The sequence below is a fragment of the Burkholderia crassaminum genome, assembly GCF_964265005.1.
Classification (GTDB): Bacteria; Pseudomonadota; Gammaproteobacteria; order Burkholderiales; family Burkholderiaceae; genus Burkholderia.
In genome coordinates, this window is the sequence record NZ_OZ183800.1 from 1,120,776 (window position 1) to 1,143,117 (window position 22,342).

The 22,342-nt window shown below is 68.2% G+C and carries 16 protein-coding genes; 9 read left to right on the forward strand and 7 right to left on the reverse strand.

All coding sequences use genetic code 11. The annotated features are described in order from the left end of the window. Positions 1-24: 24 nt before the first annotated feature. Genes ACPTTF_RS22165 through ACPTTF_RS22175 form a run of 3 tightly spaced genes read left to right on the forward strand, consistent with a single transcriptional unit; the run spans position 25 to position 5,964 of the window. A complete protein-coding gene (locus ACPTTF_RS22165) occupies positions 25-1,263 on the forward strand; it encodes an efflux RND transporter periplasmic adaptor subunit (protein ID WP_423368219.1) in 1,239 nt (412 codons plus the stop codon). 13 nt (positions 1,264-1,276) lie between these two features. Further along, entirely contained in the window at positions 1,277-4,450 is a 3,174-nt protein-coding gene (locus ACPTTF_RS22170; RefSeq protein WP_166951245.1) for an efflux RND transporter permease subunit, read from the forward strand. After that, positions 4,447-5,964: an efflux transporter outer membrane subunit gene (locus tag ACPTTF_RS22175; RefSeq protein ID WP_423368220.1), complete on the forward strand. Its 1,518-nt coding sequence runs from the start codon at positions 4,447-4,449 to the stop codon at positions 5,962-5,964. The genes ACPTTF_RS22170 and ACPTTF_RS22175 overlap by 4 nt, the downstream gene beginning before the upstream one ends. Positions 5,965-6,058: 94 nt before the next feature. Here the strand turns inward: ACPTTF_RS22175 and aceE are convergent, their stop codons facing one another. Continuing rightward, positions 6,059-8,743 (reverse strand): pyruvate dehydrogenase (acetyl-transferring), homodimeric type, encoded by a 2,685-nt coding sequence (gene aceE / locus ACPTTF_RS22180; RefSeq protein WP_423368221.1) that lies wholly within the window; start codon positions 8,741-8,743, stop codon positions 6,059-6,061. Positions 8,744-8,921: 178 nt separating this feature from the next. Here aceE and ACPTTF_RS22185 point away from each other — a divergent pair, with 178 nt between their 5' ends. Then, the gene (locus ACPTTF_RS22185; RefSeq protein ID WP_176050197.1) at positions 8,922-9,377 is read left to right on the forward strand and encodes a MarR family winged helix-turn-helix transcriptional regulator; all 456 of its coding nucleotides are present in this window, start codon (positions 8,922-8,924) and stop codon (positions 9,375-9,377) included. An 18-nt stretch (positions 9,378-9,395) separates the two neighbouring features. Here ACPTTF_RS22185 and ACPTTF_RS22190 read toward each other — a convergent pair whose 3' ends face one another. Continuing rightward, entirely contained in the window at positions 9,396-10,520 is a 1,125-nt protein-coding gene (locus ACPTTF_RS22190) for a transketolase-like TK C-terminal-containing protein (protein ID WP_423368223.1), read from the reverse strand. A gap of 104 nt (positions 10,521-10,624) precedes the next feature. On the opposite strand from ACPTTF_RS22190, the gene ACPTTF_RS22195 reads away from it, so the two are divergent. After that, positions 10,625-11,272 carry a glutathione S-transferase family protein gene (locus tag ACPTTF_RS22195; RefSeq protein WP_423368225.1) on the forward strand — a complete coding sequence of 216 codons (648 nt, stop codon included), beginning with the start codon at positions 10,625-10,627 and terminating at the stop codon, positions 11,270-11,272. Positions 11,273-11,474: 202 nt separating this feature from the next. After that, a complete protein-coding gene (locus tag ACPTTF_RS22200; protein ID WP_423368226.1) occupies positions 11,475-12,989 on the forward strand; it encodes a purine-cytosine permease family protein in 1,515 nt (504 codons plus the stop codon). 177 nt (positions 12,990-13,166) lie between these two features. Here ACPTTF_RS22200 and ACPTTF_RS22205 read toward each other — a convergent pair whose 3' ends face one another. The 3 genes from ACPTTF_RS22205 to ACPTTF_RS22215 form a co-directional block, all read right to left on the reverse strand. Continuing rightward, positions 13,167-13,922 carry a glucose 1-dehydrogenase gene (locus tag ACPTTF_RS22205; protein WP_423368228.1) on the reverse strand — a complete coding sequence of 252 codons (756 nt, stop codon included), beginning with the start codon at positions 13,920-13,922 and terminating at the stop codon, positions 13,167-13,169. Between the two features lie 39 nt (positions 13,923-13,961). After that, entirely contained in the window at positions 13,962-14,498 is a 537-nt protein-coding gene (locus ACPTTF_RS22210) for a VOC family protein (RefSeq protein WP_423368229.1), read from the reverse strand. 196 nt (positions 14,499-14,694) lie between these two features. Beyond that, entirely contained in the window at positions 14,695-15,612 is a 918-nt protein-coding gene (locus ACPTTF_RS22215; protein WP_423368230.1) for a LysR family transcriptional regulator, read from the reverse strand. Between the two features lie 323 nt (positions 15,613-15,935). Between ACPTTF_RS22215 and ACPTTF_RS22220 the strand changes: the two genes are divergently transcribed. From ACPTTF_RS22220 to ACPTTF_RS22230, 3 genes are all read left to right on the forward strand, one after another. Beyond that, positions 15,936-17,252, forward strand: coding sequence for an MFS transporter (locus ACPTTF_RS22220; RefSeq protein ID WP_423368231.1), 1,317 nt, complete (start codon positions 15,936-15,938; stop codon positions 17,250-17,252). Between the two features lie 157 nt (positions 17,253-17,409). Continuing rightward, positions 17,410-18,660: an MFS transporter gene (locus ACPTTF_RS22225; protein ID WP_423368232.1), complete on the forward strand. Its 1,251-nt coding sequence runs from the start codon at positions 17,410-17,412 to the stop codon at positions 18,658-18,660. A gap of 173 nt (positions 18,661-18,833) precedes the next feature. Then, positions 18,834-19,445: a cysteine hydrolase family protein gene (locus ACPTTF_RS22230; protein ID WP_423368233.1), complete on the forward strand. Its 612-nt coding sequence runs from the start codon at positions 18,834-18,836 to the stop codon at positions 19,443-19,445. A 19-nt stretch (positions 19,446-19,464) separates the two neighbouring features. On the opposite strand, the gene ACPTTF_RS22235 is transcribed toward ACPTTF_RS22230, so the two are convergent. Both ACPTTF_RS22235 and ACPTTF_RS22240 read right to left on the reverse strand, forming a co-directional pair. Next, positions 19,465-21,090, reverse strand: a complete 1,626-nt coding sequence (locus ACPTTF_RS22235; protein WP_423368234.1) for an amidohydrolase — start codon at positions 21,088-21,090, stop codon at positions 19,465-19,467. 418 nt (positions 21,091-21,508) lie between these two features. Further along, positions 21,509-22,324 (reverse strand): helix-turn-helix transcriptional regulator, encoded by an 816-nt coding sequence (locus ACPTTF_RS22240; protein ID WP_423368235.1) that lies wholly within the window; start codon positions 22,322-22,324, stop codon positions 21,509-21,511. Between the last annotated feature and the right edge of the window lie 18 nt (positions 22,325-22,342).

A 22,342-nucleotide genomic window follows, 5' to 3' on the forward strand; every position in this document is an offset into this window, starting at 1 on the left:
CAGTTTAACCCGTCGCGAGGCATCATGCTCTCCTTATCCCTACGCAGGACGTCGCCTTTGGGCGCGGCCTGTGCCCTGCTGCTGGCGTTGTCGGGCTGTCACGACGGCAAAGGCGCATCGTCGGCCCCATCCCTTCCCGAAGTCGGCGTTGCCACCATCGCGCCGCGCACGATCCGCCTCGCGGACGAATTCAACGGACGCGTCGAAGCGGTCGATGCAGTCGAACTGCGGCCGCGCGTGAGCGGCTATCTGCAGCGCGTCGCCTACAAGGAGGGTGACCTGGTCGCGCAGGGCGCGCTGTTGTTCGAGATCGACCCGCGCCCGTACCGGATCGCACTCGATCGCGCGAACGCGCAGCTGCAGCGGGCCCGCGCGGCCGCGAGCCTCGCGAACGTGCAGCTCAAGCGCGTGCAGACGCTGATCGACGCGCATGCGACGTCGCAAGAGGAACTCGACAACGCGCGCGCCACGGCCGAGCAGGCGCGTGCGGACCTGCAGGCGGCCGACGCGGCCGTCGCCGACGCGAAGCTCAATCTCGGTTTCACCGAAGTGCGTGCACCGATCGCGGGTCGCGTCGGCCGCGCGGTCGCCACCGTGGGCAACCTGGCGCGCGCGGACGACACGCTGCTGACGACCGTCGTGTCGCAGAACCCCGTCTACGTGTATTTCGACTGCGACGAACAGAGCTACCTGCGCTACAACGCACGGCGTGCCGATCCGAAGCATCGCGCGATCGGCGCCGATCCGGTACGCGTGGGCCTCGCGAACGAGACGGGCTTCCCGCATGCGGGCACCGTCGATTTCCTCGACAACCGGCTCGACCCGCAGACGGGCACGATCCGCGCGCGCGTGCGGCTGCCGAATGCGGACCATACGTTTACGCCGGGCCTGTATGCGCGCGTGCAGCTCATCAGCGGCCGCGACCAGGATGCGCTGCTCGTCGACGACAAGGCCGTGCTCACCGACCAGGACCGCAAGTACGTGTATGTGATCGGACCCGGCGACAAGGCGCTGCGCCGTGACGTGACGATCGGCCGCGGGCTGGACGGCGAGCGGATCATCGAGAAGGGGATCCAGGCGGGCGACCGCGTGGTCGTCGACGGCATGCAGCGGATTTACTATCCGGGCGCGCAGGTGAAGCCGAAGGCGTTGCCCGCGCGCGCCGACGCCGGTGCCGGCAATGGCGCGGGCAACGGGCCGAGCAACGGGTCGAGCAACGGCACGCAGGCTGTCGCCGATGCCGGCGCGCCGGCCGTGCAGTGACGGGAGACATGTAATGGATTTCTCCCGATTCTTCATCGACCGGCCGATCTTCGCGGTCGTGCTGTCGATCGTCATCTTCGCGATCGGCCTGATCTCGATTCCGATGCTGCCCGCCGGCGAATACCCGGAAGTCGTGCCGCCGAGCGTCGTCGTGCGTGCGACGTACCCGGGTGCGAACCCGAAGGAAATCGCCGAATCGGTCGCCGAACCGCTGGAAGAGGCGATCAACGGCGTCGAAGGCATCATGTACATGAAGTCGGTCGCCGGTTCGGACGGCAGCCTGCAGGTCGTCGTCACGTTCCTGCAGGGCGTCGATCCCGACACGGCCGCCGTGCGCGTGCAGAACCGCGTGAGCCAGGCGCTGTCGCGCCTGCCCGACGAGGTGCGCCAGTACGGCGTGACCACGCAGAAGCAGTCGCCGACGCCGCTGATGTACGTGAGCCTCTACTCGCCGGACAACAGCCGCGATTCGCTGTACCTGCGCAACTACCTGACGCTGCATGTGAAGGACGAGCTGTCGCGGCTGACCGGTGTCGGTGACGTCGGATTGTCCGGCGCCGGCGACTACGCGATGCGGCTGTGGCTCGACCCGAACCGGCTCGCGTCGCGCGGGCTGACCGCGAGCGACGTGATTGCCGCCGTGCGCGAGCAGAACGTGCAGGTGTCGGCCGGCCAGCTCGGCGCGGAGCCGACGCCGAAGAAAAACGACTTCCTCCTGTCGATCAACGTGCGCGGCCGGCTGCGCACGGCACAGGAGTTCGGCGACATCGTGCTGCGCAACGGCGACGACGGCCAGGTCGTGAAGCTGTCCGACGTCGCGCGTGTCGAGCTCGGCGCGGGCGACTACACGCTGCGCTCGTATTTCAACGACAAGCAATCGGCCGTGGTCGGCATCTTCCTGTCGCCGGGCGCGAACGCGCTCGAGGTCGCGAAGGCCGTGTACGCGACGTTCGACGAACTGTCGAAGCACTTTCCGCCCGGCGTCGCGTACCGTCCCGTGTGGGATCCGACGGTATTCGTGCGCGATTCGATCCGCGCGGTGCAGCACACGCTGATCGAGGCCGTCGTGCTGGTCGTGCTCGTCGTGATCCTGTTCCTGCAGACGTGGCGCGCCTCGATCATTCCGCTCGTCGCGGTGCCCGTCTCGGTGGTCGGCACGTTCGCGTGGCTTTATCTGCTCGGCTATTCGATCAACACGCTGACGCTGTTCGGGCTTGTGCTCGCGATCGGGATCGTCGTCGACGATGCGATCGTGGTCGTCGAGAACGTCGAGCGCAACATCGCGCAGGGCTTGAGCCCGCGCGACGCCGCGCACCAGGCGATGCGCGAGGTGTCGGGGCCGATCGTCGCGATCGCGCTCGTGCTGTGCGCGGTGTTCGTGCCGATGGCATTCATGTCGGGCGTCACGGGGCAGTTCTACCGGCAGTTCGCGGTGACGATCGCGATCTCGACGGTGATCTCCGCGATCAACTCGCTGACGCTGTCGCCCGCGCTTGCCGCGAAGCTGCTGCGTCCGCACGACGCGCCGAAGGATGCGCTCACGCGCGGGCTCGACCGCGCGTTCGGCTGGCTGTTCCATCCGTTCAACCGCTTCTTCGACCGCAGTTCCGATCGTTATCACGGCGTCGTCTCGCGCACGCTGAAGCGGCGCGGGGTGGTGTTCGCGGTCTATGCGGCGCTGCTCGGGGCGACCGCGCTGCTGCTCAATGCGGTGCCGGGCGGCTTCATCCCGGTGCAGGACAAGCTGTACCTGTTCGCGGGCGCGAAGCTGCCGGAAGGCGCGTCGCTTGCGCGCACCAGCGAGGTGACCGAGCAGATGACGAAGATCGCGCTCGGCACCGACGGTGTCGAGATGGTGCCGGCGTTTGCCGGGCTGAATGCGCTGCAGGGCGTGAACACGCCGAACATCACGAACTCGTACGTGATCCTGAAGCCGTTCGACCAGCGCCACCGCAGCGCGGCGCAGATCAACGCGGACCTGAACGCGCGCTTCGCGGCCATCGGCGGCGGCATTACCTATGCGCTGATGCCGCCGCCGATCCAGGGCCTCGGCAACGGCTCGGGGTATTCGCTGTACCTGGAGGATCGCGGCGGGCTCGGCTATGGCGCATTGCAGAACGCGCTCACCGCGTTCCAGGCCGCGGTCGCGAAGACGCCGGGGATGAGCTACCCCGTCAGCTCGTACCAGGCGAACATCCCGCAGCTCGAGGTGAAGGTTGACCGGTTGAAGGCGAAGGCGCAGGGCGTCGCGCTGACCGACCTGTTCAGCACACTGCAGGTCTATCTCGGCTCGATGTACGTGAACGACTTCAACTTGTTCGGCCGCGTGTATCGCGTGATGGCGCAGGCGGATGCCGGCCACCGGCAGACGGCCGCCGACATCGCGAACCTGCGCACGCGCAACGCGAAGGGCGAGATGGTGCCGATCGGCTCGATGGTGACGGTGGTGCCCGCGTATGGGCCCGACCCGGTCGTCCGCTACAACGGCTATCCGGCCGCCAACCTGATCGGCGACGCCGATCCGAAGGTGATGTCGTCGTCGCAGGCGATCGAGAAGCTGCAGCAGATCGCGAAGGAAGTGCTGCCGCCGGGGATCGTGCTCGAGTGGACCGATCTCAGCTACCAGCAGGTCACGCAGAGCAACGCGGCGATCGTCGTGTTCCCGCTCGCGGTGATGCTCGTGTTCCTCGTGCTCGCGTCGCTGTACGAGAGCTGGACGCTGCCGCTCGCGGTGATCCTGATCGTGCCCGTGTGCATCTGTGCGGCACTGTTCGGTGTGTGGCTGTCGGGAGGCGACAACAACGTGTTCGTGCAGGTCGGTCTCGTCGTGCTGATGGGGTTGGCGTGCAAGAACGCGATCCTGATCGTCGAGTTCGCGCGCGAGCTGGAAATCCAGGGCAAGGGCGTGATCGAGTCCGCGCTGGAAGCGTGCAAGCTGCGGCTGCGTCCGATCGTGATGACGTCGGTCGCGTTCATCGCGGGTTCGGTGCCGCTCCTGATCGGCGGCGGCGCGGGCAGCGAAGTGCGGGCGGCAACCGGCATCACCGTGTTCGCGGGGATGCTGGGCGTCACGCTGTTCGGGCTGTTCCTGACGCCTGTGTTTTATGTGGCGATCCGCAAGCTCGCGGGCGGCACGCCGGCCGTGTGGAGCGAACACCACGGCACCCTCGAAGGAGAAAACCGATGAGCGCCGCTTTCCGTCTTTCCGCGCTCGCGATGTCGGTGACGCTCGCCGCATGCGCGGTCGGCCCCGATTTCAAGCGGCCCGACACGGCTACGACCGCGCGGTTCGCCCGCGATGCGCATCCGGCAGCGCAGCGCGATGCGTCGCCGTCCGGTACGACGCGGGATACGCCGCCCGACGCGTCGGCCGATGCCGCGTTCTGGCGCGGTTTCGGCGATCCGCAACTGACGCAGCTGATCGACACGGCACTCGCGGCGAACCAGGACCTGCAGGTCGCCGTGTCGCGCTACGACGCATCGAATGCGCTGCTGTCGCAGGCCACGTTCGACCGCTACCCGACGATCACCGCGAGCGGGACGATCGGCCATCAGCTGATGAGCAAGGACCAGGCGTTCGGTGCGCCGCGCAGCCAGCGCGATACGCCGACGTCCAGCGTCGGGATCAATGCGGCGTGGGAGCTCGACCTGTTCGGCCGCGTGCGTCGTTCGATCGAGTCGCAGCGTGCGGAAACGGCTGCCAGCGCGGCGGACGTGCGCGCGGTGCGCGTTGCGATCGCCGGCGAGGTGGCGAGCACGTACGTCGATCTGCGCGGCTCGCAGGAGCGGCTGCGGATCGCGCGCGAGAACGCCGACAACCAGAAGCAGACGCTCGCGCTGATCAATGCGCGCGTCGGCGCGGGGCGCGGCTCCGAACTCGATGCGGCGCGGGCGCGCGCGCAGTACGAATCGACGACCTCTCGGATCGCGGTGTACGAAGCGGCGATCGGCGTCGACGAGCACCGGCTCGCGGTGCTGACCGGGCAGACGCCGGATGCGCTGATCGGCCGCTTCGATCTCCCGAAGGCAGCCGCGCCGGCGGGCACGCCCGTGCCGCTGCCGGTGCTGGCAGCCGACATCGATCCCGGCACGCCGGGCGACCTGCTGCGGCGGCGGCCCGACGTCGCGGCCGCCGAGGCACGGCTGCACGCGGCGACCGCGCGCGTCGGCGTCGCGACGGCGGACCTGTTCCCGCGCTTCACGCTGTCGGGCCTGCTCGGCAGCGCGACGAGCAGCTACGGGTTCTTCCGCGCGGGCAGCGACACGAACCTGATCGCGCTCGGCATCGACTGGTCGTTCCTCGACGTCGGCCGCGTGCGTGCGCGGATTGCCGCGAGCGACGCGGAAGCGGCCGGGCAGCTCGCACAGTACCGACAGACCGTGCTCGGGGCGCTGGAGGAAACGGAGAACGCGCTGCTGCGCGCGGCACGCACGCGTGACGAGACGGACCATCTCGTGCGGGCCGCGACCGACAGCGCGCGTGCCGCGCAACTGGCGCAGGCGCGGTTTTCGGCGGGCGCGATCGACTATTACGAGGTGCTCGACGCGCAACGCACGTTGCTGCAGGCGCAAGATGCGGCGGCCGACGGGCAGATGCGCAGTGCGGCGTCGACGGTGGCGCTGTACAAGGCGCTTGCGGGCGGCTGGCCGTCGGGAACGGCGCAGGGTTCGCAAGGCCCGCTCGCGCAAGCGGGGCAGTAGTAGTCCGGGTACGGCGGCGCGGCAGGCTGGGGCATTCTTGTCTGCCGCCTGCCGCCTGCCGCCTGCCGCCTGCCGCCCGCCGCTCGCCGGGTGACTACACGCTGGCCGGATCGATCTTGTCGATGTCGATGCCGTAGCGCCGGATGGCTTCGCCGACGCGCGCACGCGGTATCGCGCCGTCGTCGGCGAGCGCCTTCAGCGCCGCGATCACGATGAAGTGCCGGTCGACCTCGAAGAACGTGCGCAGCGCGTCGCGCGTATCCGAGCGGCCGAAACCGTCGGTGCCGAGCGACACGAAGCGCCGGCCGTCGACGAACGCGCGGATCTGGTCGCCGACGATCTTCATGTAATCGGTCGCGACCACCACCGGCCCCGTGCGGCCGTCGAGGCATTGCTGCACGTATGGCACGCGCGGCGCCTGCTCGGGATGCAGCAGGTTCCAGCGTTCCGCGGCAAGCCCGTCTCGACGCAGCTCGTTCAGGCTCGTCGCGCTCCACACGTCGCTCGACACGCCGAAGTCCTGTGCGAGCAGGTCGCTCGCGGCGATCACTTCGCGCAGGATCGCGCCGCTACCCATCAACTGCATATGCGGCACATCGGCCGCGCGCGACGCGCCTTCGCGCAGCAGGTAAAGCCCCTTGAGAATGCCGGCCTCCGCGCCGTCGGGCAGCGCCGGATGCGGGTAATTCTCGTTGAGCAGCGTGATGTAGTAGTAGACGTCCTCGTGTTCCGCGAACATCCGCCGCAAGCCGTCGCGCACGATCACCGCGAGTTCGTACGCATAGGTCGGGTCGTACGACACGCAGTTCGGAATCACCGACGACAGCACGTGGCTGTGTCCGTCGTCGTGCTGCAGCCCTTCGCCCATCAGCGTCGTACGGCCCGACGTCGCGCCGAGCAGGAAGCCGCGCGTACGCGCGTCGCCGGCCGCCCACGCGAGATCGCCGACGCGCTGCAGCCCGAACATCGAATAGAAGATGTAGAACGGGATCGCCGGCAGCCCGTGATTGCTGTACGCGGTGCCGGCCGCGATCCACGACGCGATCGCGCCCGATTCGTTGATGCCTTCCTGCAGGATCTGCCCGTCCTTCGCTTCCTTGTAGTAGCTGAGCTGGCCCGCGTCCTGCGGCGTATAGAGCTGGCCGAGATGCGAGTGGATACCGATCTGGCGGAACAGGCTCTCCATCCCGAACGTACGCGATTCGTCCGGCACGATCGGCACGACGAGCTTGCCGAGCGCCGGATCCTTCAGCAGCGTGCCGAGGATGCGCACGAACGCCATCGTCGTCGACAGCCCGCGCTCGCCGCTGTCCTTGAGCTGCGCGTCGAATGCGGCGAGCGGGGGCACCGGCAGCGGCGCCACACGGCTGAAGCGGGCCGGCACGTGGCCGCCGAGCGCGGCACGGCGTTCCGCGAAGTAGCGTGCCTCGGCGCTGCCGGGTTCGGGTTTCAGGTAAGGCAGTTCGTCGAGCTGCGCATCGCTGACCGGCAGCGCGAAGCGGTCGCGGAACGCGCGGATGGCGTCCGCGCTCATCTTCTTCAACTGGTGATTCACGTTCTGGCCTTCGCCGGCTTCGCCCATCCCGAAGCCCTTGACCGTCTTCGCGAGCACGACGGTCGGCCGCCCGTCCGCGCGCATCGCCTGCGCATAAGCCGCATGCACCTTTTCCGGATCGTGGCCGCCGCGCGCCAGTTTCCAGATGTCGTCGTCGGACAGGTCGGCGACGAGTTCGAGCAGTTCGGGATACTTGCCGAAGAAATGCTCGCGCACGTACGCGCCGCTCTGCGACTTGAAGGTCTGGTAGTCGCCGTCGACGCATTCCATCATGCGCTGACGCAGCAGGCCCGTTGTGTCGCGCTCGAGCAGGCGATCCCAGCCGCCGCCCCAGATCACCTTGACGACGTTCCAACCCGCCGCGCGGAATGTGCCTTCGAGTTCCTGGATGATCTTGCCGTTGCCGCGTACCGGGCCGTCAAGGCGCTGCAGGTTGCAGTTGACGACGAAGATCAGGTTGTCGAGCCGTTCGCGCCCGGCGAGCGAGATCGCGGCAAGCGATTCGGGCTGGTCCATTTCGCCGTCGCCGAGAAAGGCCCAGACCTTGCGGCCCTGATGCGCTTTCAGCCCGCGATATTCGAGGTAGCGCATGAAGCGCGCCTGATACGCGGCTGTGAGCGGCCCGAGCCCCATCGACACGGTGGGGAATTGCCAGAAATCCGGCATCAGCCGGGGATGCGGATACGACGACAGCCCGTCGCGGCCCGCTTCGCGGCCGGTCTCGCGGCGGAAGTTGTCGAGTTGCGCGTCCGTGATGCGGCCTTCCAGATACGCGCGGCCATAGATGCCGGGCGCCGAGTGGCCCTGGATGTAGACCATGTCGCCGTCGAAGGTGTCGGTGCGGCCGCGGAAGAAGTGGTCGAAGCCGACGTCGTACAGCACCGCGGCGGACTGGTAGGTCGCGATGTGCCCGCCGACGTTCGAATGCCGGCCGGCACGCAGCACCATCACCATCGCGTTCCAGCGGATCATCGCATTCAGGTGGCGTTCGAGCGCGAGATCGCCCGGATAGGCCGGCTGTCGTTCGCGCGGCACCGTGTTCACGTACGCGGTCGTCACGCGGCCGTGCAGGTCGCCGTGGCGCGCCGCGTCGAGATCGGAAAGCTGGTCGAGCAGGTAGTGCGCGCGCGGACGGCCTTCGAGCGCGATCACGGATTCGAGCGCATCGAGCCATTCGCGGGTTTCCTGCGGGTCGATGTCGGGTAACGCGAGAGGTGCGGTCATGCAGTGTCTCCAGAAGCATCAGGCTGCGCGTGGCGACGGTCGTGGCGCCGCGTCGCGCGACGGAACGCCCGCCGATCGGCGGGCAAAGAAATGATTGCAATTGCAATCGTATTGAGGGGCATTGTTATCGAGGTAAAATTTAATTGCAACTGCAATTCAACGAAAGGAACGACCTGACATGAGCGCACCCGAACCCGATCTGTGGTTCTCGTTCGTCCGCGCGCACCGGACGATGATTCGCGAGATCGAGCGCCGCCTCGCGGCTGCCGGCCTTCCCGCCTATGCGTGGTACGACGCGTTGTGGGGGCTCGAAAGCGGGCCCGACGGCACGCGCCGCATGCACGAACTGGCCGATGTGCTCGCGATCGAGCGCTACAACCTGACGCGGCTCGTCGACCGGCTCGAACAGGAAGGGCTCGTCACGCGCGCGCGGTCGGCCGACGACGGCCGCGCCGCGTTTGCGAGCATCACCGACAAGGGGCGCACGCTGCGCAAGAAGATGTGGAAGGTGTACCAGTCGACGGTCGCGGAACTCTTCCTCGATCAGTTCACCGGCAAGGAGCAGGCGGCGATGGCCGCCGCGCTCGATCGCGCGACGGCCGTGGCGCGCGACGCGACCGCCGACGCGAAGTAACGGCAGCCGGCGCGCGCATCAGCCGCGCGCATAACGGTGCATCGCCTGCGCGGCCCAGTCGGCCGGCACGCAGCCGTTGTCGGCCAGCAGGCGAAGCGCGACCGCGGCGATCCAGCGCGCATTCGGTGCGCGTGTGCCGGCGCCCGGGCCGGCCGAGTCCGCACCGAGCGCTGCGAAGCGGGCCGGGACGAACGCGCCGATCTGCGCGGCGACGTGCCGCGCATAGCCCGTCACCGCGAGCACCGGCGTGCGGCTGTCGCCGATGCATCGGCGCACATGCGCGATCTGCGGCTTGTCGTGCGGGTGCAGCAGGTTCCACCGGTCGGCCGCGTGACCGTCGCGGGCGAGCTGCGTGTAGCTCGGGCAGCTCCAGATCGTCGAATCGACGCGCCATTCGTCGTGCAGCAGATCGGCCGCCTCCTTCACCTGCGCGAGCGTGCTGCCCGCGCCGCACAGCCGGATTCGGGCGGCCGCGCCGGCCGCCGCGCGCCGGCCGGCCCGCACCATGCCGCTGAACGCATCGCGGGCCGCCGTGGCCGATAGCGGCTTCGCATCGGGCACGGGGTCGTCGTGGCTCGCGAGGTAGCAGAATCCCGGCTGGCCGGCGACATAAAGCGTGCGCAGCGCGTGGCGCAGGATCGCGATTGCCTCGTGCCCCGAAGCCGGATCGTAGGGTATGCACGCGGGGTTCGCGGCCAGCCAGTGCGGGACGTCGGGCGTCACGCCTTTCGGCCAGGACGAAGCGACCGTTTCGGCATCGTTCACGAAGATCCCGCGATCGACGGTTTCGATCGACGCCAGCCGCAGCCGGTCGGTCGCGCGCGCATGCAGCAGGTACAGCAGCGGCCGCTCGAACCGCTTGCGCGCATCGAGAAACCGCAGCGGCCATGCGCTGATGCGGCGATGCGCGCCCGCACCCGCGTCTGCACAGGGCTCATGCGTATCGGCTCGCACGATCCATACGCGTTCCGCTGTTGCCGCATCGCGTTCGAGGCAATCGGCGGCCGCGCGCATCGCGTCGAGCGGCGACACCGCACGGCCGCGCGGCGCGAGCCGCTGCGTCAGCAGCCTTTCGAGGCAGGCCGCCGCGGCGCGGCGGGTGTCGGGTGTCCGCACGGGCGGACCGGATCGCGCAGTCTGCATGTCCCTCCTTCTGGTATTGGCATGTCGCCGGGGCGTCGGTTCCGGCATAGGATTGCAATTGCAACGATTGTAGTTGCAACAATAACCGGAAGACAAGGACCGACATGACCTCGACGCATTCCCTCACGTTCTATACGGCCGATACGCCGAACGGGCACAAGATCGCGATCTACCTGGAGGAGGCCGGGCTCGCGCATGACCGCGTGCACGTGAACCTGTCCGCCGGCGAGCAGCGCAGCCCGGCGTTTCTCGCGATCAACCCGAACGGCAAGATCCCGGCCATCGTCGACCACGACACCGGGCTGGCCGTGTTCGAATCCGGCGCGATCCTCGGCTATCTCGCTGCGAAGACGGGCTTTCTGCAGCCCGAAACGCTGGCCGAGCGCACGGCGGTGCAGCAATGGCTGCACTTCCAGATCGGCGGGATCGGGCCGATGCTTGGCCAGCTCTGGTGGTTCCTGCATGCATCGAAGACGGTCAATGCGCAAGCGCTCGAGCGTTACCGGAACGAAGCGCGGCGCCTCTACGGGGTCGTGAACGGCCGATTGGCGGAATCGGCGTATCTCGCTTCGTCGCGGTACTCGATCGCCGACATCGCCGCGTTCCCGTGGCTGCGCGCGGCGGCCGAACTCGAGATCGACCTTGCCGGCTACCCGCACGTCGAGCGCTGGCTCGCCGGAATCGAGGCGCGGCAAGCCGTCCAGCGGGGCCTGATTGCATGCCGCGCGCCGGCGTCGGAGAACGCGCACTGACATCACATCGCCCGCGCCGGACGGATGGCGCGGGCGCCGGCCGCCGGCCTGCCGGGAAACATCGTTCTCCTTCGTCGTAAACGTCTCGAATGCGTGATATTTGCGCCGCGCGATCCGGTTTAGAGTGGCCGCGAATCGATGACGATGTGTCGTACCGCCGCAGTCCCGGGCCGTACAGATGCACCAGAGGAGTGGGAGACAAATGAGTGAAGGCAGGATTACGCAGGTCGAGTCGTTCGGTTTCGAGCGCATTCCCGATGCATCGCGCTATGCGCGGCCGATCGACCTGTTCAGGTTGCTGTTCGGCGGTTGCAATACGTTTTCCACTTCGGTGCTCGGCAGCTTTCCCGTGCTGGTCGGGCTGTCGTTCAAGGCGGGTGTCTGCGCGATCGTGCTCGGCGTGCTCGCCGGCACCTGCATCCTCGCGCCGATGAGCCTGTTCGGCCCGCGCAACGGCACGAGCGACCCCGTGTCGTCCGGTGCGCATTTCGGCATTCACGGCCGGATCGTCGGCTCGTTCCTCGCGCTGCTCACGTCGATCGCGTTCTTCTCGCTCGCGGTGTGGAGCTCGGGCGATGCGCTCGTCGGCGGCGCGCACAACATGGTCGGCGTGCCGGTCAACGGCTTCACGCTCGGTGCGGCGTACATGGTGTTCGCGGTGCTCGTGCTGATCGTCTGCATCTACGGCTTCCGCTTCATGCTGTGGGTCAACAAGATCGCCGTGTGGGCCGCGAGCGTGCTGTTCGTCGCGGGCCTGTTCGCGTTCGCCGGGCTGTTCGACACGAACTACGCCGGCACGGTGCAGCAGGGCAGCGCGGGCTTCTGGGCCGCGTTCGTCGGCGCGGTGCTGGTTGCGCTGAGCAACCCGGTGTCGTTCGCGTCGACACTCGGCGACTGGGCACGCTACATCCCGCAGCGCACGCCGAAGCATCGCGTGATGGGCGCCGTGTTCGCCGCGCAGATCGCGACCTTCGTGCCGTTCTTCTTTGGCCTCGCGACCGCGACGATCATCGCGACGCAGGCACCCGCATTCATTGCGTCGAACGACTACGTCGGCGGCCTGCTCGCGATCTCGCCGCGCTGGTTCCTGCTGCCGATGTGCCTGATCGCGATCATCGGCGGGATGTCGACCGGCACGACCGCGCTGTACGGCACCGGCCTCGACGTGTCGAGCATGTTCCCGCGCCTCCTGAATCGCGTGCGTGCGACGCTGCTGATCGGCACGATTGCGATCGCGTTCATCTTCGTCGGCCGCTTCTGGTTCAACCTCGTCGAAAGTGTTGCGACGTTCTCGACGCTGATCGATACGTTCAGCTGCCCGTGGATGGCGATCATGGTGATCGGCTACGTGACGCGGCGCGGCTACTATCTCGCCGACGACCTGCAGGTGTTCAATCGCGGGCTGCACGGCGGCCATTACTGGTTCACGCGTGGCTGGAACGTGCGCGCGATGGGCGCGTGGCTGCCGGCCGCGTTCGTCGGGCTGTCGTTCGTGAACCTGCCGGGGCAGTTCGTCGGGCCGCTCGGCAACCTCGCGGGCGGGCTCGACCTGAGCGTGCCGGTGTCGCTGGTGATGGGTGGGATGCTGTACTTCGTGCTGCTGACGCTGTACCCGGAGCCGGACGGCGTGTACGGCCCGCACGGGCGCCGCTTCGTGCGCGGCGGCACGCAGGCGGCGCGCGTCAACGGTGCGCCGGCGATCCAGCCCAGGGGATAAGAGCGGCGCGCGGTGTGTCGCTGCGCAAATGACGATGCCGCCGCGCGGTAGAGCCGCCGGCGGCATTGCCGCTTCCGGGTGTGTGATCGCCAGAGGGGATGCCTGATCTTCCACGTGCCGCCCCCTCAAACGAAAACGCCTGCCGGGTTGGCAGGCGCGCGTCGACTTCGATGCGTGTCAGTGGAATGTGCTGCCCGCCAGCATCCCGCCGTCGACGATGAATTCCGACCCCGTGCAGTACGCGGATTCGTCGGACGCGAGGAACAGCACGAGACTGGCGACTTCGTCGGGCTTGCCGATGCGCGCGATCGGCAGGCCGCTGTAGATCGACGACGGATCGAAATCCGCGAACTCGGGCGGGCGCGCCATCACGGTATCGATGCCGCCCGGGTGCACCGAGTTCACGCGAATGCCGTAGCGGCCGAATTCGAGTGCGGCGGCCTTCGTCATCCCGCGTACCGCGAACTTGCTCGACACGTACGCGCTGCCGCCCGCGACGCCTTCCATCCCGGCCGTCGACGATACGTTGACGATCGAGCCGCCGCCGGCTTCCTTCAGCGCGGCCACTGCCGACTTCATGCCGAGCCAGCAGCCGACCTGGTTCACGTCGATCACCTTGCGATAGTCGTCGAGCGAACACGCTTCGATCGGCACGAGCTTCAGGATTGCCGCGTTGTTCACGAGGATGTCGAGCCGGCCGAACTGCGCGAGCGTTGCCTCGACGGCAGCTTGCCAGTCGGCTTCGCTTGTCACGTCGAGATGCTGGAATCGCGCGGCGTCGCCGAGTTCGGCCGCGACGCGCCGGCCGGCGTCGTCCAGCACGTCGGCGATCACCACGCGTGCGCCTTCGGCGACGAACCGGCGCGCTTCCGCTTCGCCCTGGCCGCGGGCACCGCCCGTGATCAGCGCCACCTTGCCTTCGAGTCGTTTCATGCTGCTTGCTCCTTTAGTGAGAGGGGCGCGCACGGCCGCTCACGCGGAGAGGGCCGCCGCGTCGATGATGCGAAGCGGATCGGCGCCGTCCCATGCGCGGGCTTCGGCGATGCCGTGCGCGATCATGTCGCGCATGCCGGCGCCTTCGATGACTTCGACGCGCACGCCGGGATCGTCGATGTCGTCGAGATACGCGACGCGTGTGGCCGGGTTGCGTGCTTCGAACACGACACGCAGGCCGCGAGCCGTCAGTTGCGCGAGCGCAGCATCGAGATCGTCGACGACCCACGCGGCGTGATGCAGCCCGACGAGCGGCCGCCCATGCACATCGCGGTACGGCGACGACGTGTCGTTCGTCACGTGAATCAGTTCGATCTGCAGATCGCCGCGATACGCGAGCCCGACGTCCATCGTGACCGTCACCGGTTCGCCGAGATGATGGCCGTCGAGGCGCACGTTGCGGAATACGGTCCACGGGCCGACGTCGTGACGTTCGCGCCAGCGCGCGATGCTGCGGTCGAGATCGGCGACGACGTAGCCGATCTGGTCGATGGGGCCGAGGACTGGGTCGTTCATGGCGTCTCCGTGGCGGACGCACGTGTGCGCGCCGCGCGTTGAATGACGGCCATGATCGCAACAAAGCGCGCGCTTCGTGCCGTCCAAACGGACGAGTGCGCACGCTTCTTTTTGGCGTGACGGGCGGGCGCGCGTCGTCGCGACGATGCAGGTGCGTGAAGCGGAAAGGAAAGGGCGCGCCGCCGGGCGAGCCGCGCTACCGCGTGTTCGGCGCCTTGACCGTGAGCCGGCACACGGTCGCGAGCGCGAGCAGGTTCGGGTCGCGCTCGCGCCGGTGCAGGAAACTCAGGCCGATCGTCTGGCGGATCGTGGGCCCGGCGAGCGGCACGAGCGCGATCTTGTGCGCGAACAGGTCGCGCACGCGGCCGGGCAGCAGCGAGCAGCCGATACCGCCCGACACGAGGTTGATCAGCGAGAAGATGTCGCCCACCCGCATCACGACGTTCGGCGTGACGCCGGCCGTGCGAAACGCTTCCGTAAAGCCGTGATGCGTCGCAAAGCCTTCGCCGAGCGATACGAACGGTGCGTCGCCGCACGCGTGGAGATCGATGGCGTCGTGCCGCGCGTACGGCGAGTCGATCGGCGCGGCGAAGAACATCTCGTCCTCGAACAGCGCGATCGATTCGATCTCGGCATCTGGTTCGGGCAGGGCCATCAGCGTCGCATCGATCGCGCCCTGCCGGAGCTTGTCGAGCAGGTCGGCGTTCGAGCCGAGCACGAGCTCGGCCTGCAGCTCGGGGCGGCGCTCCTTCAACGCGATCACGACTTCGGGCACGGTGCGGATCGTCAGCGAGTAAAGCGAACCGATCTTCAACTGGCCGGCGCCGTAGCCGGCCGCCTCGCGCGTCGAGCGGATCCCGTCCGTCATCGTCTTGAGCACTTCGCCCGCGACCTCGGCGAGCACTTGCGCGGCGTCGGTCGGAATCAGGTTCCGCCCCTCGTGGCGGAACAGCGCGCAGTGCATTCCTTCTTCGAGCGTGTGCAGTGCGCGGTGCACGCTGACCGTGCTGACGCCCAGCGCCTCGGCGGCCTTCGCGAGGCTGCCGGCTTCCATGAAGGCGAGCAGCACCTCGAGCTTGCGGAACGTGATCTCTTCGTTGATGCGGTTGCGCATGGTGCGGACGACGGGAAGGGCGGCCGACGATTCTGCCGCAGAACCGAGGCCGCAACAATGCGCGAATTTCCGGGGTTTTCGTGTGACGGAGCCCGGCGGGGAAACATTTAATCTCCGGCTAATCATCTGCCGCAGGCATTAATTGATACGGGTTTTCGGCGTCCCTATGATCGTTTCACACCGGTCGTGCGCGCGGGGCGAGAGGTTCCGATGGTGCGGGCCCGCGCCTCACCGGCCGGCGATACGAACAGCCGGTTCGCCCATGTTTGCCACGGAACGCGGCACGCATGCGGCGCGGCGCCATGAGACAGCAGGAGACAAGCATGCGCGACACACGTCGGAACTCGCGGCATCGGCAAGTGATTGCCGCTGTCGTCGGCAACACCCTCGAGTGGTACGACTTCATCGTTTACGGTTTCTTCTCCGGCATCATCGCGCGGCTGTTCTTTCCCGCCGAGAGCCAGTACGCGTCGCTGCTGATGTCGCTCGCGACCTTCGGCGTCGGCTTCTTCATGCGCCCGGTGGGCGGCATCCTGCTCGGGCTCTATGCGGACCGCAAGGGCCGCAAGGCCGCGATGCAGCTCATCATCTTCCTGATGACGCTGTCGATCGCGCTGATCACGTTCGCGCCGTCGTACGCGACGATCGGCCCGGCGGCACCCGTCCTGATCGTCGTCGCGCGGTTGCTGCAGGGTTTCGCCACCGGCGGCGAATACGCGAGCGCGACCGCGTTCCTCGTGGAAAGCGCGCCCGAGAACCGGCGCGGGCTGTACGGATCGTGGCAGCTGATCGGCCAGTGTCTCGCGGTGTTCTCGGGCGCCGCGATGGGCGCGTGGGCCACACAGTCGCTGTCGGACGCGGCGCTGCATAGCTGGGGCTGGCGCGTGCCGTTCGCGCTCGGGCTGTTGATCGGGCCGGTCGGCCTGTGGATCCGCCGGCACATGGAGGAGACCGACGCGTTTCTCGACGCGAGCAAGTCGGCCGTCGAGCCGCCGGCGAGCGTGTCGCGCGTGCTGCGCGACAACCTGCGCGGCGTGCTGGTGTCGATGGGGCAGACGATCACCGGCACGGCCGTGTTCTACGTGATGCTCGTGAACATGCCGACGTTCGTGCACAAGACCTTCGGGCTGCCGCTCGACCAGGTATTCAAGGTGCAGATGGCGGCGGTTGCGCTGCTGACGGTGACGATTCCGGTCGCGGCGCTCGTGTCGGACCGCATCGGCCGGCGGCCCGTGCTGATCGCCGGCACGCTTGCGCTGCTGACGGTCACGTATCCGCTGTTCTCGTGGCTGGCCGCTGCGCCGGGCATCGGGCGCCTGGTCGTGATGCAGTTCGTGATCTGTACGATCATCGGCATCTGCTACGGGCCTGCTCCGACCACGCTCGCCGAACAGTTCGCGACGCGCTCGCGTTCGACCGGCATCGCGCTCGCGTACAACGTCGCGGTGATGGTGTTCGGCGGCTTCGCGCCGTTCATCGTCACGTGGCTGACGCACGCGAGCGGGTCGCCCGTCGCGCCCGCCTGGTACGTGCTGTTCGCGGCGTCGTTCGGGCTGCTCGCGAGCGTGTTCATGCATGACGGTGCGCCGTGCGTGCTCGCGCGGCGGCAGTTTCAGGGCGAGCCGTTGAGCGTCAAGTAGCGGCGGCCGCCCGCCGCCCGCCGCCGGCGGCCCATCGGCGCGGGCGGCATGCAGGGTATCGGTTTTGCCGATGGTCAGCATCGCGGGCGGCGGCCTACCGCGGCCGCCGCCCGGTCGTTACGCTTGGGCGATCATCCACTCTATCCGGAAGGTCGCCATGTCCCGGCTCGATTACAAGTTGCTCGGCCCCTGCCTGCTCGCGATCGCGATCGATGCGATGGGATTCGGGCTCGTTTATCCGATGATGTCCGCAATCTTCAGCGATCCGCACGCGGGCATCCTGCCGGCCGACGCCGGCGTGCACGCGCGCAATTTCTACCTCGGTCTCGGCTACGGGATCTACCCGTTGTGCATGTTCTTCGGCTCGTCGCTGATGGGCGACCTGTCCGATCGCTACGGCCGCCGCAGGATCCTGCTGCTGTGCGTGACCGGCCTCGCGGCCGGCTACGCGATGATGGCGGCCGGCGCATGGCATGCAAGTGTCGTGTTGCTGCTCGCCGGCCGCGGGCTCACCGGGCTGATGGCCGGCTGCCAGGGCATCGCGCAGGCGGCCATCACCGACCTGAGCACGCCGGAGAACAAGGCGTACAACATGAGCATCATGTCGCTCGCGTTCAGCGCGGGCGTGATCGTCGGCCCCGTGCTCGGCGGCGTCACGTCCGACCGCACGATTTCGCCGCTGTTCGACTACGGCACGCCGTTCGTGCTGGTGGCCGCGCTGTCGCTGATCGGCGCGTTCTGGACCTGGGCGTCGTATCGCGACTCGGCTGTGCCGCGCGTCGACACGCGCATCGATCCGCTGCTGCCGCTGCGAATCATCGGGGAGGCCGCGCGCCAGCGCAACGTCGCGTTCCTGTCGGTGGTGTTCTTCCTGATGCAGGTCGGCTATGGACTCTACCTGCAGACCATCATGCTGCTGCTGCAGGCGAAATTCGGCTACACGAGCGCGCGGCTCGGGCTGTTCAGCGGCGTGATCGGCCTCTGCTTTGTATTCGGCCTGCTGTTCGTCGTGCGGCTGATGCTGCGCGTGTGGCGTGTGGTCGACATCGCGAAGACGGGTCTGCTCGTCGCGGGCGTCGGCCAGGTCCTGTCCGCGCTGTTTCCGCACGAGCCGGTGTTGTGGGCGCTCGCGATGGTCGTCGGCTGCTTCGACATGGTCGCGTATACGACGATGTATACGGCGTTCTCCGATGCGGTCAGCGAGGACCGGCAAGGCTGGGCACTCGGCGTCGCGGGCTCGGTGATGGCCGTCGCGTGGGTCGTCACGGGGGCGCTCACGAACCTGCTGCCCGTGTTCGGCGAGATCGGCTTGCTGCTGATTGGCGGCGCGGGTTTCCTGCTCAGCTTCGCGATGATGGTCGCGTACGGTCGCACGCAGACGGGGGCGCGAACGGCCGCGCTGTCATAGGCGGGATGAACGTTGGCCCGATCCTGTCGGACGTTGTCCCGCGTGCCGCTGTCGCGCACGGCCGCGCGGCCCGACACTGGCGCCTCGCGGCCGGGGAACGTCCGGGCCGCGTCCGGCGGCGCCGGCTCGCCCGGCGCGCCGTTCCTTCGATAGGCCAACCGAGAGAGCGACCCATGCAACATCCGACCATCCGTACCCTGGCGGGCGCGACCGCGCCGACGTCGATCGCCGCCGCCCGCACCGCGCTGCTGGTGATCGATTTCCAGAATGAATACTTCAGCGGCCGCCTGCCGATTCCGGAGGGGCCGCGTGCGCTGGGCAATGCGCAGCGCGTGATCGCGTTCGCCGATCGCGCGGGCATTCCGGTGTTTCACGTCCAGCACGTCGATGCGGCCGACGGCCCGATCTTCGCGGACGGCAGCGACGGCTTCCGCTTTCACGCGGACCTGCAGCCGGCGCCGCATCACGCAGTCGTGAAGAAAACGTCGGTGAGCGTGTTCCCGACGACGGACATCGATGCGCGCCTGAAGGCGGCCGGTATCGACACGCTGATCGTCACGGGCCTGATGACGCATGCATGCGTCGCCGGCGCGGCACGCGATGCGGTGCCGCTCGGCTACTCGGTGATCGTCGTCGACGACGCCTGCGCGACGCGCGACCTCGACATCGCGCATGGCGGCACGGTATCGCACCGTGACCTCCATCGCGCGACGCTGGCCGCGCTGTCGGACACGTTCGGCGACGTGCTGACGACCGAGCAGGTGCTGGCGCTCGGCGTCGCCTGACGGCCGCCGGGTTCGTGCTTCAGTCGGCCCAGCCCGGCGCGGCGTACACGACTTCGCCGCGGAAGCACGTCTCGATCGCGCGGGTTTGCGCGAACGTCTCGACAGGGTGCGCGAACGGATTGCGGTCGAGGATCGCGAAGCTCGCGTCCTTGCCCGCTTCGAGCGAACCCGTGCAGTCGTCGAAGCGCAGCGCATACGCGGTATTCACCGTATAGGCCTCGAGCATCGTGAGCAGGTCGAGGCGTTCGTGCGGATTCCACGGCGGGCTGTCGGGCTGGTCGATCAGCAGGTGCGTGACACCCGTCTGGATGATCTGCATCGGGTCCATCGTGCTGACCGACCAGTCGGAGCCGGCCGCGAGCATCGCGCCCGCGTTGCGCAGGCTGCGGAACGGATAGTTGCGCGCGGTGCGTTCGGCGCCGAGCAGGTCGCGATAGAGCTGCTGCTGCTCTGCGCGCGCGGCCGTCCACAGCGTCTGCACGCTGGCGATTGCGCCGAGCCGGTTGAAGCGGCTCATGTCGGCGGGATCGACGAGTTGCAGGTGCGCGAGCTGTGCACGGCGGTCGCGCATGCCGTTGCGGATCTGGACATATTCGAGCGCATCGAGCGTCATGCGCACCGCGCGGTCGGCGAGCGTGTGGAAGTGCAGGTCGAAGCCGGCGGTATCGGCGAGCAGGCAGATCTCGTTCAGCGCATCCTGGCTCCACAGCGCGAGCCCGCAGTCGTCGGTGCCGGCGTACGGCTCGAGCAGCGCGGCGGTTTTCGATTCGGGCACACCGTCGACGAAGATCTTCACCGTATGCAGGCGCAGGTTGTCGCATTCGTACGCGCGGCGCCATGCGGCGAAGCGCTCGATCTGCTCGCGCGGATCGCGGCGCGGGTTCGCATAGAGGCCGGCGCTCATGTACACCTTCAGCGTGCCCGCGCGCTGCGCATCGGCATAAGCCTTGAGTTCGGCCTCCTCGACGCGCGCGTCGAACCACCCGGTGATGCCGTAACCGTGTGCCATCGCGTGCGCCTTAGCGAGCGACTTCGGGTAGCCGGCGGGGCTCAGTTGCGGAATGATCGGGCAGACGCGATAGAACGCCGCTTCGTGCACGACACCGTTCGGCGCGCCGGATGCATCCCTTTCGTAAACACCGCCGGCCGGGTCGGGTGTGTCGGCGTGGATCCCGGCCGCTTCGAGGCCCTTCGTGTTGAGGCAGCCGCTGTGCACGTCGAAGCCGACCACGAGCAGCGGCCGGTCGGGCACGATCCGGTCGAGCAGTTCGCGGGTCGGATACGCGCCGAATGCGGCCAGGTTGGCGCCGCCGAGATAAACCCACGGCTCGTTCGGCGTCGCATCGGCGCAGGCGCGGATGCGCTGCAGGATCGCGTCGGGATCGTTGATGCCGGACAGGTCGAAGTCACCGAGGATCTGGTGGCCTTCGAGCGGGTGCACGTGGCCATCGATCAGGCCCGGCAGCATCAGCCTGCCGGCCAGGTCGACGGTGCGCGTCGCAGGGCCGGCCAGCGGGCGGATATCGTCGTCGCGGCCGATGGCGACGATCTTGCCGTCCTGGACAGCGAGCGCCTGTGCAAAGCGGCGCTGCGCGTCGCCTGTGTAAAGCAGGCCGTTCAGATAGACGGTGTCGGCGTGTTGCATGTGTCTCCTCCGGATTGGGGGCTGTTCGACGGGCGCACGTGTCCGGCGGGCGGGCCGTGAGGCTCGTCCGGTCGCGTGAACCCGGTCGGGTTGAAATGGGCTGGGGAGCGGCTATGTGCCGGTACTGCGCGGCAGGCGCGGCGATGCGTCGTGGTGAAGGCCGGCCGCCGCCGGAGCGTCATGCCGATTCCGCCGCCGGGACTGAATCGGCAGGTCGATGGGCGACGCGCGGGCGGCCGTGCGGGCCGGCGTCCATCCGGTATTCGGCATTCGGTGTCTCCGTGGCATCCGACGCGTTCCCGTCGTCGGGTGAGTCAGATACTAGGAGCGGGGCGACCGGCTGTCTGTCATCGTTTTGAGGACAATGCGCGACAAAGGCGGCGGGGGGATAGGTGTTGCAGCGATGCGGGGGCGCCGTCTAGCGGCCGCGGTCCTCAGGAGGTTCCTCCTCGGTCACGCACCACGCGAACAGCCCGGCCCGGTTTGCAACACCGAGCTTCGCGAGCGCGCGCCCGAGATAGGTGCGCACGCTGCTCGGCTTGAGCGCGAGCGTGTCGGCGATCTGCGGGACGGGTTGGCCTTGCAGCACCGCGCGGCACACGAGCCGTTCGCGCTGCGACAGCGCCGCGCCGCTGGCCGACAGGCGCTGCTCGAACCGCTGCAACAGCGCGCCGTCGTCCGAGCGTGGCGTCAGGCGTGCGAGCCGTGCGTGCTGGATCAGGAGCGGCAGCACGAAATCGCCGAGCTGCCGCAGCAGCGCCAGTTCGGGCAGCGTGTACGACGGTTGGCCGCGCCGGCGGAACAGGGAGAACGCATAGACATAGTCGCGCTCGCTGCCGAGCAGCGTGCAGTCTTCGCCGAGTTCGCCGAGCGCGAACTGGCGGCCGTATTCGGTCGCCGTGTCGACGTCCTCGTTGCACGAGAACACGAGCTGCGAATCGGTGGCGCGCTCGATATGCGGGAGCAGCGTGTCGGTGCGCCACTCGCCCTGTGTATACAGATCGAGCGCGTGGCGCGTGCCGTCGGGATCGTCGCCGCCCGCGAAGAACAGCACGTCGACGCTGTCGACCGACTGCGACGGCGCATCGCGACGGTAGCGCGTCGCGACGCTGTAGTGGGACTGCGGATCGACGGTTTCACGCAGCCACGCCCAAAGCCGGGCGGGAAACTGCGGACTGCCGAGGCTGGCGACCAGGTCGCCGGCATTGCTGAGGGAAATTTGGGCGGGGCTCATCGTTGACACCGTCTGCGC

Coding starts and splice junctions, on each gene's coding strand:
- ACPTTF_RS22165 (WP_423368219.1), top strand. CDS start 25: ATGCTCTCCTTATCCCTACGCAGGACGTCGCCTTTGGGCGCGGCCTGT.
- ACPTTF_RS22170 (WP_166951245.1), top strand. CDS start 1,277: ATGGATTTCTCCCGATTCTTCATCGACCGGCCGATCTTCGCGGTCGTG.
- ACPTTF_RS22175 (WP_423368220.1), top strand. CDS start 4,447: ATGAGCGCCGCTTTCCGTCTTTCCGCGCTCGCGATGTCGGTGACGCTC.
- aceE (WP_423368221.1), bottom strand. CDS start 8,743: ATGACCGCACCTCTCGCGTTACCCGACATCGACCCGCAGGAAACCCGC.
- ACPTTF_RS22185 (WP_176050197.1), top strand. CDS start 8,922: ATGAGCGCACCCGAACCCGATCTGTGGTTCTCGTTCGTCCGCGCGCAC.
- ACPTTF_RS22190 (WP_423368223.1), bottom strand. CDS start 10,520: ATGCAGACTGCGCGATCCGGTCCGCCCGTGCGGACACCCGACACCCGC.
- ACPTTF_RS22195 (WP_423368225.1), top strand. CDS start 10,625: ATGACCTCGACGCATTCCCTCACGTTCTATACGGCCGATACGCCGAAC.
- ACPTTF_RS22200 (WP_423368226.1), top strand. CDS start 11,475: ATGAGTGAAGGCAGGATTACGCAGGTCGAGTCGTTCGGTTTCGAGCGC.
- ACPTTF_RS22205 (WP_423368228.1), bottom strand. CDS start 13,922: ATGAAACGACTCGAAGGCAAGGTGGCGCTGATCACGGGCGGTGCCCGC.
- ACPTTF_RS22210 (WP_423368229.1), bottom strand. CDS start 14,498: ATGAACGACCCAGTCCTCGGCCCCATCGACCAGATCGGCTACGTCGTC.
- ACPTTF_RS22215 (WP_423368230.1), bottom strand. CDS start 15,612: ATGCGCAACCGCATCAACGAAGAGATCACGTTCCGCAAGCTCGAGGTG.
- ACPTTF_RS22220 (WP_423368231.1), top strand. CDS start 15,936: ATGCGCGACACACGTCGGAACTCGCGGCATCGGCAAGTGATTGCCGCT.
- ACPTTF_RS22225 (WP_423368232.1), top strand. CDS start 17,410: ATGTCCCGGCTCGATTACAAGTTGCTCGGCCCCTGCCTGCTCGCGATC.
- ACPTTF_RS22230 (WP_423368233.1), top strand. CDS start 18,834: ATGCAACATCCGACCATCCGTACCCTGGCGGGCGCGACCGCGCCGACG.
- ACPTTF_RS22235 (WP_423368234.1), bottom strand. CDS start 21,090: ATGCAACACGCCGACACCGTCTATCTGAACGGCCTGCTTTACACAGGC.
- ACPTTF_RS22240 (WP_423368235.1), bottom strand. CDS start 22,324: ATGAGCCCCGCCCAAATTTCCCTCAGCAATGCCGGCGACCTGGTCGCC.